Consider the following 18,997-nt stretch of genomic DNA (forward strand, 5'->3'; position numbering starts at 1 on the left):
TGCATGTGAACAAAAAAAAGAGAAGTGCGTTTACCTATTATTATATAACTAAAATTTAAAAAATATGGCTGTATTAGTTGGTAAAAAAGCACCAAACTTTAGTTCAAGTGCAGTTGTTAACGGGAGTGAAATCGTTAATAATTTTTCGTTAGATCAGTATCTAAACAAAAAATATGTAATTTTCTTTTTCTATCCTGCCGATTTCACCTTTGTTTGCCCCACTGAATTATTAGCATTTCAGGAGCAATTAGATGAGTTTGCAAAAAGGAATACTGCTGTTGTTGCATGTTCTGTTGATTCCGAATTTTCGCATTGGAAGTGGTTACAGACCCCGTTGGCTGAAGGTGGGATAAAGGGAGTGACGTACCCTCTTGTTTCCGATTTATCTAAAACAATCTCTGAAAATTATGATGTTTTAGCTGGGGACTATGAGTATGGTGAAAATGGTGAGGTTTCCTTTAATGGAATACCCCAATCTTTCAGGGGGTTGTTTTTAATCGATAAACACGGTGTCGTTCGACATCAGTTGGTAAATGATATGCCACTAGGAAGAAGCATTGATGAGGCATTAAGGATGGTTGATGCATTACAATTCTTTGAACAGAATGGAGAGGTTTGCCCTGCAAATTGGAAAAAAGGAGATAAGGCTATGAAGCCTACACAGGATGGTGTTTCCAAATATCTTTCATCAAAGTGATAACTTGTTACCGAGGTTGATAAAAGCCGTGGTATAATACTACGGCTTTTCTTTTATAAAAATGGTGAATATGTCCTCAAAATATTATATTTGTAATTATGAGGAAGACCCTTACATATCACCTTAATTATCCCGAGAGATTTGCCGATAATCTAACTCGGTATATACAACAATTGGATAATGGAATAATTCTTAGGAGTAATAGTTACTTTCAGTTAAGTGGTAAGAATACAGTACGCAGTAGTTACGATTTTTTAGCTGGCTTATCCTCTATTTCAAGTTGCGAACCATCTAACGATAAACTTAATACTTTAAAATCGCTATACGATAATAAAGATTGGCTTTTTGGTTATATTGGATACGATATTAAGAACGAATTAGAAGAGCTTGTTTCCGAAAATTTTGATGGACTTGGGTTTAGTGAAATTTTCTTTTTTCAGCCAAGAATAGTAATGTTAGACAATGAGGATAGTTTAGTTGTAAAATTCTTTCCTGAATATGATTCTGTTGAAGAAATTGAAAAACTGGTTTCAAAACTCGATAATGCAGATGAAACTCCCGATTTTATTAGTAGTGTAAATATTTTTAAGAGTCGATTTTCTAAATCGGAGTACATAAAAACTGTTGAAAAGGTAAAAGAGCATATTCAACGAGGGGATATTTATGAGATGAATTTATGCCAAGAATTTTATAACGAAAATTCTGAAATTGATCCTGCTGAGACTTTTATTGCATTAAACCGATTTTCACCTACCCCTTTTGCATCATTCTTAAAAGCCAATAATAGGTATGTTATTTCTGCTACTCCAGAGCGTTTTTTAAGAAAATCGGGGGATAAAATAATAAGCCAACCTATTAAGGGAACAATTGCCCGAAGTATTGACCCTGACGAGGATGAGAGTATTAAAATTAAGTTGCAGAATGATCCTAAGGAACGTGCTGAGAATATTATGATTGTTGACCTTGTTCGCAATGATCTTTCAAAGGTTGCTGAAATAGGTACAGTAAACGTTGATGAGTTATGTGGCGTTTACCCATTTCGACAACTTTATCAAATGGTCTCAACGATTTCATGCAAAATCAAAAAGGAGCATGATTTTATAGATGTGATTAAAGCAACTTTCCCAATGGGTTCAATGACAGGTGCTCCAAAGATCAGAGCTATGCAATTAATTGAACATTTTGAGAAAACAAAAAGAGGATTGTACTCTGGCTCCATTGGTTATATCTCGCCCGATCATGATTTTGACCTTAATGTTGTGATTCGTAGTTTGCTATATAATAAAGACACAAAATACCTTTCGTTTACTGTAGGAGGTGCAATTACCATCCACTCCGATTCCGAAATGGAATATCAAGAGTGTATGTTAAAGGCAAAAGCAATTCTTTCAACTCTAAAAGCAACAATTGTAGATGCAGAGTAGATTTGTTGATTTTATTCGCAAAAATAATCTTGTATCCGAAAAAGATAGAATATTACTTGGAGTAAGTGGCGGAATTGACTCTATGGTGATGCTTAACCTTTTTCACAAATCTGGATTTGACGTTTCTGTTGCACATTGTAATTTTTCTTTAAGGGGTGAGGAATCGGATGGTGATGAACAGCTAGTAGTTTATGAATGCGAAATAAATGGGATTAAACTTCATCGGGTAAAGTTTGAGACTGAATTGTATGCCGCAAAGAACAAACTTTCAATTCAAGTCGCTGCAAGAAACCTTAGATATGAATGGTTCAATAGTATTTGTAAGGATTACGGATATAATCTAATTGCCATAGCCCATAATCGTGATGATGTTGCTGAAACAGTAATTATAAACCTTACACGTGGTACAGGTATTAAAGGTTTAGGTGGGATAAAGGCCAAGCAGGGTACGATTATTCGACCTTTACTATTTGCTGGAAGAGATGAAATAGTGCGATATGCCACATTGAATGGTATTCGATTTCGTGAGGATTCAAGTAATGCATCTGTTAAGTATGCTCGTAATAGAATTAGGCATAATGTGATCCCAGAACTTGAGAAGTTAAATCCCTCAGCAAAGGCTTCAATTGCATCAACAGCATTACATGTACAGGAAGCGTGGAGTCTGGTTGATAGCTACCTTAACCAATTAAAGCAAAGATTAGTAAAGAATGAAGGCGAGAAGATACTCATATCTATTCATGGGCTAAAGAATGAACCTTATTCTAAACTATTTCTTCTAGAAGAATTAAGTGAATTCGGATTCACTCCCGATACTATTGAGCAAATCAACGAGTCAATCAACAGTCAACCCGGGAAGATTTTTTATTCATCAACATATCAATTATTACGTGATAGGGAGTTCTTCATACTCTCAGAAAGAAAAGAATCAGATATTTCAATTGTCAAAATCGATAGCGATTGTTCTTCAATCGATTTTCCAATAAAATTGAATTTTAGAATAGTAGACAACTCAGAATCCTTCAAAATTCCTCGTGAAAGTAGTATCGCAGTTTTAGATTTTGAAAGACTTAAGTTTCCCTTAACGCTTCGGCCATGGCAACCCGGTGATAAATTTATGCCTTTGGGCATGGATAAATTTAAAAAGGTAAGCGATTTTTTAATTGACCAGAAGGTTTCATTGGTTGAAAAAGAGCAAATTTATGTTTTACTATCAGATGATAAAATCGCTTGGATATTAGGGAAACGCTTGGATGAACGATTTAAAGTATTACCCAGTACGGATAAGATTTGGTGTGCTACGATAACCTGATTCAACGTGAACTCGATGTAAGCATAAGATATTGATCCTAAATATAGTATTCGTTTGGTACTTGTCATGCTGAACGAAGGGAAGCATCTAGTCTTTAGATAATTAGATCCTTCGCTCCGCTCAGGATGACATCTTACATCGAGATGACGTTAATTCAAATAAAAGGCTCAATATATCTTGGTCTAAAAAGTAATATAATGGTTTCTAACCTTCCATTATCTCTGTTAGTTCAAACCAACGTTCACTTTTCTTATCAATAAGTTTAAGTAATTCGCTATATCTGGATGATTTTCTAAGAAGGTCATCATGTGGCAATGAACCGCTGCTTATCTCCAATTCAAGAGAACTTTTTTCCTTCTCAAGTTCTTCAATCTCCTTTGTTATGGTATCAAGTTCTCTTTTTTCGTTAAAGGTAAGTTTTCTAACCTTCTCTTGTTCTGGTTTAACTCTTTCAGGTTTTGGCTGGGTTTTGAGTTTAACTTCTTTGGCTTGATTTTCCTCATTTTCCTTTGCCCATTCACGATAATCTGAATAGCTTCCGGGGAATCCACTTACCTCACCATCGCCATCAAAAACCAGTAGCCCATTAACCACTTTGTCCATGAAGTGCCTATCGTGCGAAACAACAATTACAACTCCACTGAAGTTTTGAAGGTATTCTTCTAGAACATTAAGGGTTAGAATATCGAGATCATTTGTTGGCTCATCAAGAATAAGAAAATTAGGGTTGCGCATCAGTATTGTGAGCAGATAGAGCCGCCTTTTTTCCCCACCGCTTAGCTTTTGCACAAAAGAGTACTGTGTTTCGGGCGAAAAGAGGAACAGGTTTAGAAATTGGGATGCTGTAAGTGTTTTACCATCACCAAGCGTAACCACCTCTGCAATCTCGCGGGCAACATCAATTACTTTTTGATCATCTCTGATTTTCATTCCATCCTGCCTGTAGTAACCAAAAACAACAGTTTCGCCGGGATCTACAGTACCTGAGTCGGGAGGGATGCTTCCTGTTATTATATTAAGGAAGGTCGATTTCCCTGTACCATTGCGACCAATGATACCAAGTTTTTCAGAACGATTGAAGGTGTAGGAGAAATCTTTGAGAATTATTGTTTCATCAAATCGTTTTGATATCGATTTAATCTCAAGAACCTTATTGCCAAGTCTCGATGATTTAACATTTATTTCTACCTCAGAATCGTTCCGTCGTTGGCTGGCCTTATCCTGTAGTTGGTAGAATGCATCAATTCTATATTTTGCTTTCGTGCCTCGTGCTTGAGGCATACGACCCATCCATTCAGATTCTTTTCTAAGAAGGTTGGTTGCTTTTTCAACCTCAGCATTCTGGTAAGATATCCGCTCCTGCCTTTTTTCAAGGAAATATTTATAGTTCCCCTTGTACCAGTATAGCTGCTTTTGATCAAACTCAATTATATCGGTACAAACCCTATCGAGGAAAAAACGATCGTGGGTAACCATTAATATCGTAAATCGGTTCTTAAGAAGATAATCCTCCAGCCATTCTACCATGTCAAGATCTAGGTGGTTTGTAGGCTCATCAAGAATTAGAATATCAGGTTTATTTATTAATGTTGATGCCAGAGCAACACGTTTGCGTTGACCTCCAGAAAGCTGCGAAACGGGTTTGTTAATATCTTCAAGTTTAAGTTTGGATAGTATTTGGCGTGCCTTTACCTCATGATCCCAAGCATTTAACCTATCCATCTCCTCCATAGAGTGCTGTAAAACTACCTTATCGTTACCTAGCAAAGCTTTTTCGTATGTCCTTATTGCATTTGCAACCCTATCATTTGATGAAAAGATATTCTCTAATACCGATGCAGTTTCAATCAGTGTAGGTTCTTGCTCAAGGTATCCGATATGTAAATCGTTCCTGAAAATGATATTACCCGAATCTGCCGTATCCTGACCAGCACAAATCCTAAGAAGTGTAGTTTTACCTGCACCGTTTCGGGCAATAATCCCTACTCTTTGATCCTGTCCAATAGTAAATTTAATACCTTCGAATAGGACTAGGTCACCAAATGATTTTGTTAAATCTTCAACTTGCAGGTAGGGTATCATTGTAAAAATTTTGGCAAAAATAGTTAAATTCGGAGGTGCTGATACATTTATCAGGCTATTATTATCTAACTCAAGTTACTCTTTATAGTAATTTTTTAAGGAATTGATTAACGAATATAGATTAACGATTTTAGATTTATGAAATATAAATTCACAAGATATTGATATTTAGGATTATGATACTCAACCTCGCACAATTTCTGAAATCGATATTCGTTAATCCTTGTTCTTAAATTTTATACTTTAATTATAACTAGTAACTTATGTTATTTGTTTGATTTTTATTAGATCCAGATATGATGTCGCTAAAAACATTGATTGCCTAAACTTGTTTACCCTTTTGATGTATCTTTAAAGAATCAAAACAATTAATAACATGACCCGCAAAGAGCGATTTAAACTAATAATTGACTACTTTAAAGTTGCAATGCCAGTTGCCGAAACGGAGTTAGATCATGCCTCCCCCTATGAGCTGATTGTTGCAACAATCCTTTCAGCCCAATGTACCGATAAAAGGGTGAATATTATTACCCCTCCCTTTTTTGAAAAATACCCATCGCCAAAGCACTTAGCTGAGGCTAAGGTTGAGGATATATTTCAGCTTATCAGATCGTGTTCATACCCTAATAATAAAGCGAATCACCTTTCGGGAATGGCTAAAATGTTAGTCGATGAATTTAATGGTGTTATTCCCTCAGATATTAACGACTTGCAGAAACTCCCTGGTGTTGGTCGAAAAACCGCCAACGTAGTGGCATCAGTAGCATTTAATAAACCAGCACTTGCTGTTGATACGCATGTATTCCGGGTTGCTAAAAGGTTAGGTTTAAGCCACAATGCAAAGACACCCCTTGAAACGGAGTTGCAGCTGGTCGCACATATTCCTGAAGAGCTAATCCCCATTGCCCACCATTGGCTGATTCTGCATGGTCGTTATGTATGTATTGCACGAAAACCGAAATGCCCTGAGTGCGGCGTGAAGGAGTTTTGTAAGGAGTATAGTAAGATGAAAGAGAAAAGAGAAAAGAGAAAAGAGGGAAGTGGCAAGTGACAAGTGGAAAGAGGAAAGAGGAAAGAGGAAAGCCCAATAACCTATTAACCAAATAATCCAATAACGAATTATCGCAATTTGCGATTAAGTTTAAGAGGTAGTGGAAAGAGAAAAGTGGCAAGTGGCAAGTGGCAAGTGGCAAGCCCAATAAACTAATAACCAAATAATCCAATAACGAATTATCGCAATTTGCGATTAAGTTTAAGAGGTAGTGGAAAGAGAAAAGTGGCAAGTGGCAAGTGGCAAGCCCAATAAACTAATAACCAAATAACCCAATAACGAATTATCGCAATTTGCGATTAAGTTTAAGAGGTGGTGGAAAGAGAAAAGTGGAAAGTGGAAAGTTGAAAGTGACAAGTGGAAAGTGACAGGTGGCAAGTGGAAAGCGAAAAGTGGAAAGCGGCAAGTGGTAAGTGGCAAGTGGCAAGAGGAAAGTGAAAAGAGGGAAGCGGCAAGTGAAAAGCCCAATAACCTATTAGCCAAATAACCCAATAACGAATTATCGCAATTTGCGATTAAGTTTAAGAGGTAGTGGAAAGAGAAAAGAGAAAAGAGGTAAGTGACAAGTGGCAAGCCCAATAACCTATTAACCAAATAACCCAATAACGAATTATCGCAATTTGCGATTAAGTTTAAGAGGTAGTGGAAAGAGAAAAGTGGAAAGTTGAAAGTGACAAGCGAAGGGTATTATCCCATTGCCCCATTGTCTCATTGCCTCATTGTCTTATTATCTCATTTTCAAATTATCTCATTTTCAAATCTTCAAATCTTCAAATTAAATGTCTCAGTTCTCTTACGATGGTACTTTCCCCGGTTTGCTTAGCATAATTTTTCAAGCATATAACCAAAAGATTTGGCCTGATGCAATTATTCGACCGGGTCAATCGGGTATCCTATTTGGAGAAACAATCTCTGTCGAAACCAACGAGGTTAACGCCACAAGGGTTTGGGAGGGCATCAAGAGGGTAGGAGGTACGTTAACCTGCGAGCAGCTCTTCCATGCTTTTCTATCAATGGATGATTTGGTTGAAATAACAATTGCCAACTACACTCGGGAACTCTTTACCGCAAAAGCGAATATTGCTACCAATTTTGCCCTCGATTGTGTCTTAAGGGTTAGCCAGTTGGAGAAAAAGGTTCTTCGTGAGGCACAACATACGGTGATGTTTATCCGATTTGAGCAAGCTGCCGATGGTACATGGTTTGCACCAATATCACCTAAATACGATGTACTTCCTTTAATTACAGGTCATTTCCGATTAAGATTTGCCGATCAACCCTGGCTAATTTATGACACTAGAAGAGATTATGGTTTTTTCTTCGACACTATTAAACTAGAGCAAATTACAATTGATAATCCAGCATTTAGTATTGTATCAGGTCAGCTAAATAAAGAGGCCACCCATCCCAATGAGGATAAATGGCAAGAAATGTGGAAAACCTACTTCAAGCAGATTGCCATAAGGGAACGAACTAACCTAAAATGCCAGCAGAACTTTATGCCCAAACGGTTTTGGAAATATCTTACTGAAAAGAAGTTGTAATGGGAGTGAACTAGAAGACAGAAGACAGAAGTCCCTAAGAGTTGACAGTTGAGAGAGGTTAGGTTGTTGGGTTATGGGGGTTGTTTAGCAGTGGGGCTGTTTTGCTGTGATGCTGTGGGAAAAGGCGATTGAGATTGCAAAAAGATTTAAAAAAGATGGTATTCCAATAGAAATTATATCAAAAAATACTGGTTTAACAATAGAAGAAATAAATAAGCTATAACAACACCCGCTGCATAAATACGTATCCACTAGCGCAGAATTTTTAAAATTATATCAGCATGAATTACAGAATATGGCATAGGAATGTTCTATAATTCTATAGCGATATAACCCAATGATAATTTTTAAATAAAACTATATTTGTATAAGGATGACAAAAACCAGACCTATACACCCAAATTTGAATGTATAGATCTGGAAAGACTGGACATATAAATTATGCGACCGTCAAAATATTTAGTGTATTTTGAACTCATTTAATAAATTAATTTAGTAATGCATATATAATTGATTAACTAAAACTTAGAAATATTATGCCTGAAATACCAAAAGAATATCCCACAGAACTATCTGATGAGGAATTATTAAAATTAATTAGAGAATGTACAATACAGGCTACTGTAGTTGGTCGATCAAGTAGTTATGCTGCTAATCCACAATATTGGAAAGAAATGGCGGAATTGGGACAAAATGAAGTAAGTAATAGAACACAAAAAAATCTTTTGATTGAAATTGGAAACCTAAAAGAGGAAATAACTTTATTAAAAAGAGATAACAAAATTTCTGGACGGATTAATAGCATTTTATCTTTTTTGACTATAATTCTTGCTTTTATTACAATCTATATTGGATATCAAAGTTTAAATATTACTAAATCTGGAAAAGTCGATGGAGAAAGTAAACAAACTACTGAAATGAGGATTTTACAAGAGAATAATACTACATTACAGGCAATATATGAAGAGATTAAACAATTTGAAAAAGAGCATAAAGAAGAGGATTCTCTGAAATTATTAAAAAAATAACTGCACATAACACACGCTAAATTCCATTTGGGCAGGGATATGGATACCAAAGTTTTTCGTACTTTAGTTTTCGCATTAACGAGGGGTAAAGAAACGTTTCAATCTCCCAAACACAAAAAATACGCAAAACGCTAAAAATAAGGTTAAAAAGATAGTACAACCATGACAGACAATCAATTAAAATTCGCTGACGACAGCATTAAAGAACTGCATAACTCATATCCAAATTATTGTTTCTTGAATCATATTAAGACAGATTTAGAATATAAAGAGAAAAAGAGGATAATAGGTATTCTTGAATCTGACGGTTGGATTCGCAACGAGGATAATGTATCGTATCTGCGAGAGGAAAAACTTTCAATTTTAGACAAGCACAAGACATATTCAGCATATTACAAACACATACTTGAAGAAGAGGACTTTAATAAACAAAAAAGTCAACTAGAAGCAGATGTTTTGGATTTAGAAAAGGACAAATTAAATTACACTAAAACAATAAGAGAACAAGAATCAACCATTCGCAATCTTGAGATAAAACTAAAGCGTATAGAGTTGTTTAAACAATATTGGTGGTTGCTTGGAGGCATTTTAGGAGCTGGTATAACCATAGGAACCTTATTGGGTTAAGTTGTCTCCCCAGCTGGGCGAAGATTAGCGAAGCGTATCTTCGTCCTAACAAAACAGCGGTCTCCTGACCGCACCAATTCAAAACAACAAAAAAACCACCTTTGCAGAATTCATTATACCAATAATATTCAACCACTTCGTGGTTGTTTTTTCTCTCATACCACACCCCGCATTGCATACGGGGCTATTCACCTTCAATCCCTTTGGGATTAAAAATAAAGAGTTCTAACCTCAGTCAAATCGGATATATAAAAAGCAAACATTGTTTATTCATTGCCCCGTCCTTCAGGACGGGGATCAAAAGCAGCAAGCAAAGTTAGGGCTTCAGCCCTTTTCCCGTTAAACTGAGGAATGTCCTCTCAATCATCCATAAAACATAGCATCCCCATTCCCATGCCGTTCCTTTCTTCCACACCCCTCTTTACCGGCCTAAACCGGAAGAGAGGGGTAGGGGTGAGTCAGTTTAAAACCAAAACACTAACTTTAAACCCTATCTAATAAGGAAAGTCTAAAGTTTTTCAATTGATCTTTTACACATTGAGTAAACCTTAGCTAAATGAAGAACATTCTTATCACTTTTCTTGTAGCAATTACCTGGATTACAAGCTACGCCCAAACCAATAAGATTCCATTGTCACATGATGTTTATGATAACTGGAACGATTTGATGAATCCCTTAATTTCTGCAAATGGGAGATGGGTTTCTTATGAAATCAACCCACAGGATGGTAACGGTAATCTATGGCTAGTGGATTCTCAAAGCGATTTTAGGATTAGTTTTTCAAGAGGGAATAAAGCCACTCTTTCTCCATTGAATGATTTTATTGCTTATCGGGTTAAACCTGAGAAGGCTGTTGTTCGAAAAGCAAAGCTGGCTAAAAAGAAAAAGGAAAATATGCCCAAAGATTCCCTTAAAGTATATGTGTTCGAGAGTAAAAAGACATATTCTTTTCCTAAACTAAAATCTTATAAGATTGGAGAAATAGGTGGGAATTGGATTGGTATATTAACCGAGATGAAAAAGAATGATAAGCAACCTGCTGATTCTTCTGAAATAGAGAGATCGGAAACTAAGAAAAAAAACCGCAAAATTAGCGAAGAGGAAAGGCCAGGATTATTAACACTCCTCAACCCTTTAAAAGATATTAGTAAAGAATTTAGCGGAGTCCTTGATTATTCAATATCAAGAAATGGTTCTTTGATTGCATTTAATACTAAAACGGATGATACGTTGAGCATAGTTAGCGTTCAGATATTTGATGAAATCAAAAATGAATCATTTAAGATATTTGAGCAAAAAGGGGATATCAAAAACCTTGCTATTGACGAAGCAGGCACACAACTTGCTTTCCAATTTTCTGCTGATACAGGAAAGGTTAAGAATTACGATCTATTCTATTGGCCTTCGAAGGATAGAAAAGCAGAGATGCTTATTTCGACTCAAACCCCTGGTATGCCTCTTGGTTGGGTAGTTAGTCAGCATATAGCACCTTACTTTTCTCGATCAGGAAATCGCTTGATACTATCAACTTTACCTAAGCAGCTAGTTGAGCCCAAAGATACAATAACCGATGACGAGAAGGTTGTTATGGATTTATGGAGTTGGACCGATACGCTACTTCAAACCCAGCAAAAATTTAATCTTAAAGATGAGTTGAAGCGTTCATATCTTGCCTATTTCAACTTAAAGGATAAAAAACTCTATCAACTTGCCGATAAGCAGATTCCCGAAGTACGACTCGAAACAAAAATTGATGCTCCACTTGCAATTGGTTCAACAGATTTGCCTTACAGGTATGCGATGACCTATGAATCACCAATCAATTCCGATTATTATCTAATTGATTTAAAAACAGGAGCGAAGAAACTCGCGCTAAAGGGAAATCCTTTTAGGGTATCGCTTTCACCATCGGGAAACTATTTGGCATACTATCAACCATCGGATAATGCATGGTATATGTACATCGTTAAGGAGAATCGTTCAATTTGCCTAACGGCAGGTACGAATGTAAACTTTTTTGAGGAAGATAATGATACCCCAAGTATACCTAAACCTTACGGATTTGCTGGGTGGGTAGAAGGCGATAAGTTTTTTGTAGTTTACGATGAGTTCGATCTTTGGGGATTAGATCCAACGGGGAAGAACAAGCCAATTAACCTTACAGGTTGGAAAGGTCGTGCATCAAAGATGGTTTTACGTTATAAAAAAACTGATTCCGAATCTTTATATATTAAAGCAAATGCTGATGAGCTGATATCTATGTTCAATCAGATCAACAAGCAGAGCGGTTATTACAGTATAAACTTCGGTGGCACAGGTAGTATTAATAGATTGATTAGCGGTGATTATAGATACTCTAACCTAAAAAAATCTCGTAACTCGGATAGGCTAATTTGGCAAAAAGAATCATATAAGGAGTATAGGGACTTGTGGACAAGCGATGTAGCCTTCTCCGATTCAAAACAGCTCTCAATAGCAAATCCTCAGATGAGCAAGTACCAATGGGGATCAATTGAACTAGTAAAATGGGTTGATTTTAATCGCGATAGCGTGGAAGGGTTACTTTATAAGCCCGATAATTTTGATCCTAGTAAGAAATACCCAATGATGGTTTATTTCTACGAGACGGAATCGGAAAATTTAAACGTTCACTACGAACCAAAACCGGGTCGTTCGGTTATTTGCCCAACGCTTTATGCTAGCGATGGGTACTTAGTATTTATGCCAGATATAAAATATAGGATAGGATCTCCGGGACGTAGTGCTTATGATGCAATTATAAGCGGCACCATGGCAATGGTTAATAGAGGCTTTGTGGATAAGGATAGGATTGGCGTTCAAGGTCAGAGCTGGGGAGGATACCAAATTGCTTACCTAGTAACTCAGACCGATTTGTTTAAGGCGGCTTCGGCTGGTGCGCCAGTATCAAATATGACAAGTGCTTATGGTGGCATTCGATGGGAATCTGGAATGGCTCGTATGTTCCAGTATGAGCATGAGCAAAGTAGGATAGGAGGGACGCTTTGGGAGAAGCCCTTAAACTACATTGAGAACTCACCCCTTTTCTACGCTCCAAGGGTAAATACACCCCTACTTATCCGCCATGATGATGCCGATGGTGCAGTTCCTTGGTATCAGGGAATTGAATACTTCCTTGCATTGCGTAGACTTGGAAAACCAGTATGGATGGTCAATTATAATGATGAACCTCATAACCTTGTGCGTCGCGCCAATAGAATTGATTGGACAATTAGAATGAAACAGTTTTTCGATTATTATCTAAAAGATGCACCTCAGCCCGAATGGTTGAAACAGGGTATTCCAGCAATAAAGAAGGGAAAGACATTGGGGTATTAATCTGATAAAATACATAAAACGGAGATAGATCTAATTGCCAGATTAGAACTTTCTTAGTTTTTACTAAATAATGTCAGTTCCATGTAAGGTGTCACCCTGAGCGAAGCGAAGGATCTATAAGTTTATAAAATAGATACTTCACTCCGTTCAGCATGACAAGAAACAGTATGTTCTGGAAATTTCAATCCTTTTCCTTAATGATGATGAGTTGTAATATGAAACCTTTGTCATCCTGAGCGAAGCGAAGGATCTAATGGTCGTTAAAACAGATGGTTGCTTTCAGCGAATCCTTCGGATTTCACTTCGTTCAGCATGACAAAGCAATAATCTAACACTATGCTTAGGATCGGCATGTTATACTTATGTTAGATAAAATGAGTATTAGAACTTCGTTTTATGGTTTGTTTCTCTGTATTTATTTCATCCGAATAAACCACACCTGTAATCTCCCTCATATTATACCTTGAACTCATCACCTCACCATACGCACCGCTCGATAGAATTGCAAGCAAATCTCCCCGTTGAACCTGAGGTAACTCGATACTCTTTGCAAAGCAATCAGCCGATTCGCACACAGGGCCTACAACATCATATTTAGATATTTCACCTTTTGATGTGAGGTTGATTATCTTATGACTCGCATCGTAAAGAGCAGGTCTAATTAAATCATTCATACCAGCATCAACTATAGCAAATTGATGTGTTGATGTACCTTTAATAAAGGTGACTTTTGTAACAAGGCTACCGCATTGCCCAACAACGGATCTTCCTAGTTCAAAATGGACATTCCTCTCTGGAATATTATTGAGATTATCTTTAAAGGTTGATAAATAGCCCTTAAAATCAGGAATGGTATTGCTTTGGGGATTTGTATAATCGATTCCTAGCCCACCTCCAAGATTAATGTATGAAAACTTACTATCAGGGAAAAGTTCTGCCTCTAGCTGATTAGCCTTTAACGATAGTTCTTTAAAGACTTCGAGATTAGTAATCTGTGAGCCAATGTGAAAATGAAGTCCAATCAGCGAAATATTCTCAAGATCAGGCAAAATTCTTTTGACTTCATATACCTCCTCAGTCGAAAGGCCAAACTTATTTTCAGTTAATCCTGTAGTGATGTGGGCATGTGTATTCGCTTTAACATCAGGGTTAAGCCTTAACGCAACTTTTGCAATGACGGAACGTTGTTTTGCAAGCTGGTTTATAACCTCAAGCTCTTGAACCGATTCGCAATGAAAGCAAAAGATATTTTTATCCAACGAAAACTCTATCTCCGTGTTTGTTTTACCAACTCCAGCAAAAACAATTTTTTGAGGATTAAAGCCACACTCAATAGCCAGTTTAACCTCATTCCCGCTTACACAATCCGCTCCAAAACCAAGCGAGGCAATCTCACTTAATATTCTATGATTTGCATTAGCCTTAATGGCATAGTGAACCGTAAAACCTAAACTATTCGATTGTTCTTTTAATTCCTTAAGAGTATCTCTTAGTAAATTAATATCATAGAAATAAAAAGGGGTTGGAAATTGTTCCAGTGCCTCAATTTTCTTGTGGTTTAACATTCTGTTGTAGTTAATAATTTTTGATTTACAACCCTATTTATCGCCCTTAATGCGTTTATTTTGTGATTGCTACTTACTAGGATAGAGATATTATGGCTACTGCCACCGTACGAAATCATTCTAACAGGAATATCTTTCAAAGTACTGAAAACGGCTGCTGCAGAACCTGTCTTTTCCGCTACAAAGTCACCAACAATGCAAATGATAGTCTGGTTTTCATCTACTTCAACAGTTGAAAACTCCTTTAGTTTATTCAAAATCTGGGCTAGATTCTTTTTACTGTCAATAGTAAGAGAAACGGCAACCTCAGATGTTGTAATCATATCAACAGAGGTACTGAATTCATCAAAAACTTCAAACACCTTTTTAAGAAACCCATGAGCCATCAGCATTCGTGATGAACGAATTTTTATAGCAGTAATATCATCTTTTGCAGCAACAGCCTTTACTCCAGATGGATTGTATGCCTTACTTATAACCGTACCTGCATCGTTAGGCTCAAGGGTATTCTTTAAAATCACAGGAATACCTTTGTTGCTACATGGATAAATAGTAGCTGGGTGTAAAATCTTTGCTCCAAAGTAGGCCAACTCTGCCGCCTCTTCAAATGATAATTCGCGGAGTGGGGTTGTTTCATCAACAAATCGTGGATCGTTATTGTGAATTCCATCAATATCTGTCCAAATTTGAACTTCCTTAGCGTTGAGAACATTGCCAATGATGGCTGCGGTATAATCGCTACCCCCACGACCAAGGTTATCAACTTCACCTAAAGCATTAATGCAAATGAACCCTTGGGTGATAAAAATCTTTGTTTCAATATAAGCCCCAAGAAGGCGTTGTAAGTTCTCATTGATGTAAAAGAAATCGGGCTCATGTTTTACATCAACCCTCATAAAACTTAAAGCAGGGATGAATGCAGAATTTTTTCCCATTTCGGTGAGATACATTTGAAAAAGCCCAGTTGAAAGGAGCTCCCCCAAAGCAACAACCTCGTTGTAATTTTTAACGCTAAACTCTTTTGCTATTTTTTTTGATGCATTGTAAAACATATCTCTGATAAACTCTTCCCCACGTTTTATGTACATTCCTGTATGAAAAAGTTCACTACTTGTTATATAATACTTCTCTTCAAGATTTTTTAGTAGTTCAATTGCCTTTTCAGTTTTTCCTTTAGTTGCTTCATCAACAATTTCGATTAAGGAATTGGTTGTCCCTGACATAGCCGATAGAACAACAACAATTGGTTCGTTCGTTGGGATAATCTGAGCAAGATTTCTGATTCGCCTCGCATTTCCAACAGAAGTACCACCAAACTTTAAAACTTTCATTTTATTAAAGGTTAAGAGTTAAACAAAAAAGGCCTGCAGAATTCTGCAGGCCTTAACTTTTATATTAATGTTAAAAATTCTTCACATCAATCCTTTTTTTTGGCCTGCACAGTATACGCATACTTTTTGCAAATAGACATGGTTTTTATCATCATGCTTTGCTTAAGCATAAAGTCCTGTTTTATTGTGCAAATAGCCAAACGATTGTTCATAAACGATTGTTTAATCGGTGCAATATTAAGAATATTTTTGATTAGAGCATCGTAAAATAAAAATTATTTAAAAAAAGTATAATCAGTATACCCTTTCGAATCAGGGATATAAAAAGTTTTCAAATCAACTCTAAGGGCAATCGTTTACCATAAACTTGTAGATGTCAAAAATGAGTTTTTCCATCTACTATTAATTTTTGATTTGTAATCTGATCATATCAGCATATTAACAAAGAAGGATAGATTTAGTTTATTCTTTTTATTTTAGGATTGATATATTTTTTTGTTTTTTACTTATATTTCTCGACCAATTCTAAGAATTAAAAGAATGAAAAATACTAATACTCAAAATGCTCTATTTATAGTTGGAATTTTAATTGTCGTATTTATTCCATTATTACTTCTTAAGTCACCAGATCCTTTGCCCACTAGTACGTCCAACAAGGAGTTTTCAGCACTTAGAGCATTTGAACATGTAAAAAATATTGCCCAAAAACCCCACTCAATTGGAACAGAGGAACATGAAAGGGTAAAAGGCTATATAATAAACGAATTGAAAAATCGCGGACTGCGAGTGGCTGTTCAAACAACAACATCTGTTTACTACAAAAGGGGTTTAAGTGCAGGGTATATCCATAATATTATAGGAGTTCACAAGGGGACGGAGGGAAATAAGTGTGTTCTTATAGTTGGTCATTACGATTCGCAACCCCATACACTTGGTGCTGCAGACGATGGTTCAGCTGTTGCTTCAATGCTTGAATCAGCAAGGGCGTTAAAACAGGTAGGAACATTTAAGAATGATATTGTATTCCTATTTACAGATGGAGAAGAGGCTGATCTTTTCGGTGCGAGGGCTTTTATTAATGAAAATCTACTTAAGGATAGCATAGGGATACTCTTGAATATTGAAGCCAGAGGCTCAAAAGGCCCTAGTATTACTTATGAGGTAAGTCCACATAATGGATGGATAATGAGGGAGTATGCAAAATCGGTACCTTACCCAATTGCCCATTCAATAGCTTATGAGATTTACAATTTACTACCTAATGGTTCTGATTTTACACCATTTAAAGATGCAGGCGTTTCGGGATTTAATATTGGTTATGTTGATGATTTTGTAAACTATCATAGTATGACGGATAGCCCTGAAAATCTTAGCCTTAAAAGTCTTCAGCATCAGGGAAGTTATATAATGGGGATTGCAAAACATTTTGGAAACCTAAATTTATCAAGCACAAAATCCGAGGATGTAATCTATTTCAATTGGATTGGACATTCACTTATAATTTATCCAATAGGGTATAATCTCTTTTTTGTAATTATAATATCACTTTTATTAATTTGTTTAGTATCAATTGGAATTCGAAAGAACAGAATATCAATAGCTAAGATATTGTTAAGCGTATTATCATTTATAATTGCATTTGCTATTGTTATAATATTTTCTTGGTTGTTTTTAAATCTAATTAAGAATCTATACCCACACTACTCAAATTTTTACTCATCAAATTTTTATAATGTAAGTTATTACTTTATTGCTTTTTCTTGTTTAGCGATAGCAATTTTTGCGGCAGCATATATTCTACTATTTAGAAAACTAAATGAGGAAAACTTGCTTGTTGGTTCGTTGGTAGTGAACTATTTGTTGATGTTTGCTTTAATTAGCTTTGTTCCAACAGGAGCATATTTAGCAATTGTTCCAATGATTCTGATTCTAAGTGGTTTATTGATTTGCTATATATTTAATTTTTCATTGCAGAGTAAAAAGCATAGATTTCTTTTAATTCATTTTATAACCCTTATACCAGTTATTACTTTGATAGTTCCATTAACTAAAATGATTTATATAACATTTGGTTTGGATACAATATATGGAGGTGTTGCGTTACTTTCTATTTTGATTAGTTATTTGGTTATACCAATAAAAATTTCGTCAGAAATTAAAAGATGGATATTACCCGTTTTTATCACTCTTTTTCTTATTGGAAACTTTATTTTAGGGCATTTAAATTCTGCATATTCGAAGTGGCAGCCATTGCAAAGCAATGTTTCATATTTCTTAAATAGCGATAAAAACGAGGCTTACTGGTTTTCTTTAGAGTCATTTATTGACGAATGGAAGTCACAATTTTTTTTCAAAAATGAATTTAAGACTTTACCAGATATTTTCCCACTTTCAAGTAGCAAATATCTTCAATGTGAGGCTAAAGTATATTCACAACCATTACCAGAATTATCTGTAATTTATGATTCTATAAAAGATGGCAATAGAAAAGTTAATCTAATAATAAATTCAGCAAGAAAGGCTCAGATTTGCCATATAAATATTAGTAAGGTAGTTAAACTATCACTACTTAACATTAATGGTAAAATCATTACTGCAAAAAAGTTCTATGCTGATACTTCAACCAATTCCTATTCTTTTTACTATTTTGGGTTAAGTGAGAAGGAATTGGAATTGACCTTGAATTGTAACCTTTCCAATAAAATTGAAATTAATATAATTGAAAGTAAGTTAGGATTACCCCTGTTCGAAGGCTATAAACCAATGCCCAATTCTATTATCCCCGATAAAGGTTTTATTAGTAATGTCATTCTAATCAAACGAACATGGAGAATATAGATCTACAATTGTTTAATAATGCTTCTACTATTTTCTTTTATTTCAAAAAATTATAGCAATTTTATAGGAGTTTTTAAGCGTTTTTGGAGATATTCGTTTTTTAAACATGAATAATTACATTTGCGTCAATAAATATTAGT

Annotated in this window: 12 protein-coding genes; 9 read left to right on the top strand and 3 right to left on the bottom strand. The window is 35.7% G+C overall.

Annotation, left to right across the window (positions count from 1 at the left end; genetic code table 11):
- The first annotated feature begins 64 nt into the window (after positions 1-64).
- The 3 genes from HOO91_12510 (at position 65) to tilS (ending at position 3,433) form a co-directional block, all read left to right on the top strand.
- Positions 65-697 (top strand): peroxiredoxin, encoded by a 633-nt coding sequence (locus tag HOO91_12510; protein NOU18370.1) that lies wholly within the window; start codon positions 65-67, stop codon positions 695-697.
- Between the two features lie 98 nt (positions 698-795).
- Positions 796-2,121 carry an aminodeoxychorismate synthase component I gene (gene pabB, locus HOO91_12515; protein NOU18371.1) on the top strand — a complete coding sequence of 442 codons (1,326 nt, stop codon included), beginning with the start codon at positions 796-798 and terminating at the stop codon, positions 2,119-2,121.
- A complete protein-coding gene (tilS, locus tag HOO91_12520; protein ID NOU18372.1) occupies positions 2,111-3,433 on the top strand; it encodes a tRNA lysidine(34) synthetase TilS in 1,323 nt (440 codons plus the stop codon). The genes pabB and tilS overlap by 11 nt, the downstream gene beginning before the upstream one ends.
- 204 nt (positions 3,434-3,637) lie before the next feature.
- On the opposite strand, the gene HOO91_12525 is transcribed toward tilS, so the two are convergent.
- Entirely contained in the window at positions 3,638-5,515 is a 1,878-nt protein-coding gene (locus HOO91_12525; GenBank protein ID NOU18373.1) for an ABC-F family ATP-binding cassette domain-containing protein, read from the bottom strand.
- Positions 5,516-5,891: 376 nt separating this feature from the next.
- Between HOO91_12525 and nth the strand changes: the two genes are divergently transcribed.
- From nth to HOO91_12550, 5 genes are all read left to right on the top strand, one after another.
- Complete coding sequence (gene nth / locus HOO91_12530; GenBank protein NOU18374.1) at positions 5,892-6,566, top strand: endonuclease III; 675 nt, start codon at positions 5,892-5,894, stop codon at positions 6,564-6,566.
- A gap of 779 nt (positions 6,567-7,345) precedes the next feature.
- The gene (locus HOO91_12535) at positions 7,346-8,110 is read left to right on the top strand and encodes a DNA metabolism protein (GenBank protein NOU18375.1); all 765 of its coding nucleotides are present in this window, start codon (positions 7,346-7,348) and stop codon (positions 8,108-8,110) included.
- A 536-nt stretch (positions 8,111-8,646) separates the two neighbouring features.
- Entirely contained in the window at positions 8,647-9,138 is a 492-nt protein-coding gene (locus HOO91_12540) for a hypothetical protein (GenBank protein NOU18376.1), read from the top strand.
- Between the two features lie 162 nt (positions 9,139-9,300).
- On the top strand, positions 9,301-9,765 hold the full coding sequence (locus HOO91_12545) for a hypothetical protein (protein ID NOU18377.1): 465 nt from the start codon (positions 9,301-9,303) through the stop codon (positions 9,763-9,765).
- A gap of 556 nt (positions 9,766-10,321) precedes the next feature.
- The gene (locus HOO91_12550) at positions 10,322-13,123 is read left to right on the top strand and encodes a S9 family peptidase (GenBank protein NOU18378.1); all 2,802 of its coding nucleotides are present in this window, start codon (positions 10,322-10,324) and stop codon (positions 13,121-13,123) included.
- A gap of 365 nt (positions 13,124-13,488) precedes the next feature.
- On the opposite strand, the gene lysA is transcribed toward HOO91_12550, so the two are convergent.
- Both lysA and HOO91_12560 read right to left on the bottom strand, forming a co-directional pair.
- Complete coding sequence (lysA, locus tag HOO91_12555) at positions 13,489-14,688, bottom strand: diaminopimelate decarboxylase (GenBank protein NOU18379.1); 1,200 nt, start codon at positions 14,686-14,688, stop codon at positions 13,489-13,491.
- A complete protein-coding gene (locus HOO91_12560) occupies positions 14,682-16,019 on the bottom strand; it encodes an aspartate kinase (GenBank protein ID NOU18380.1) in 1,338 nt (445 codons plus the stop codon). Before HOO91_12560 ends, lysA begins: the two co-directional genes overlap by 7 nt.
- A gap of 540 nt (positions 16,020-16,559) precedes the next feature.
- On the opposite strand from HOO91_12560, the gene HOO91_12565 reads away from it, so the two are divergent.
- On the top strand, positions 16,560-18,857 hold the full coding sequence (locus HOO91_12565; GenBank protein ID NOU18381.1) for a M20/M25/M40 family metallo-hydrolase: 2,298 nt from the start codon (positions 16,560-16,562) through the stop codon (positions 18,855-18,857).
- Positions 18,858-18,997 lie beyond the last annotated feature (140 nt).

Source organism: Bacteroidales bacterium (assembly GCA_013141385.1).
Classification (GTDB): Bacteria; Bacteroidota; Bacteroidia; order Bacteroidales; family Tenuifilaceae; genus UBA8529.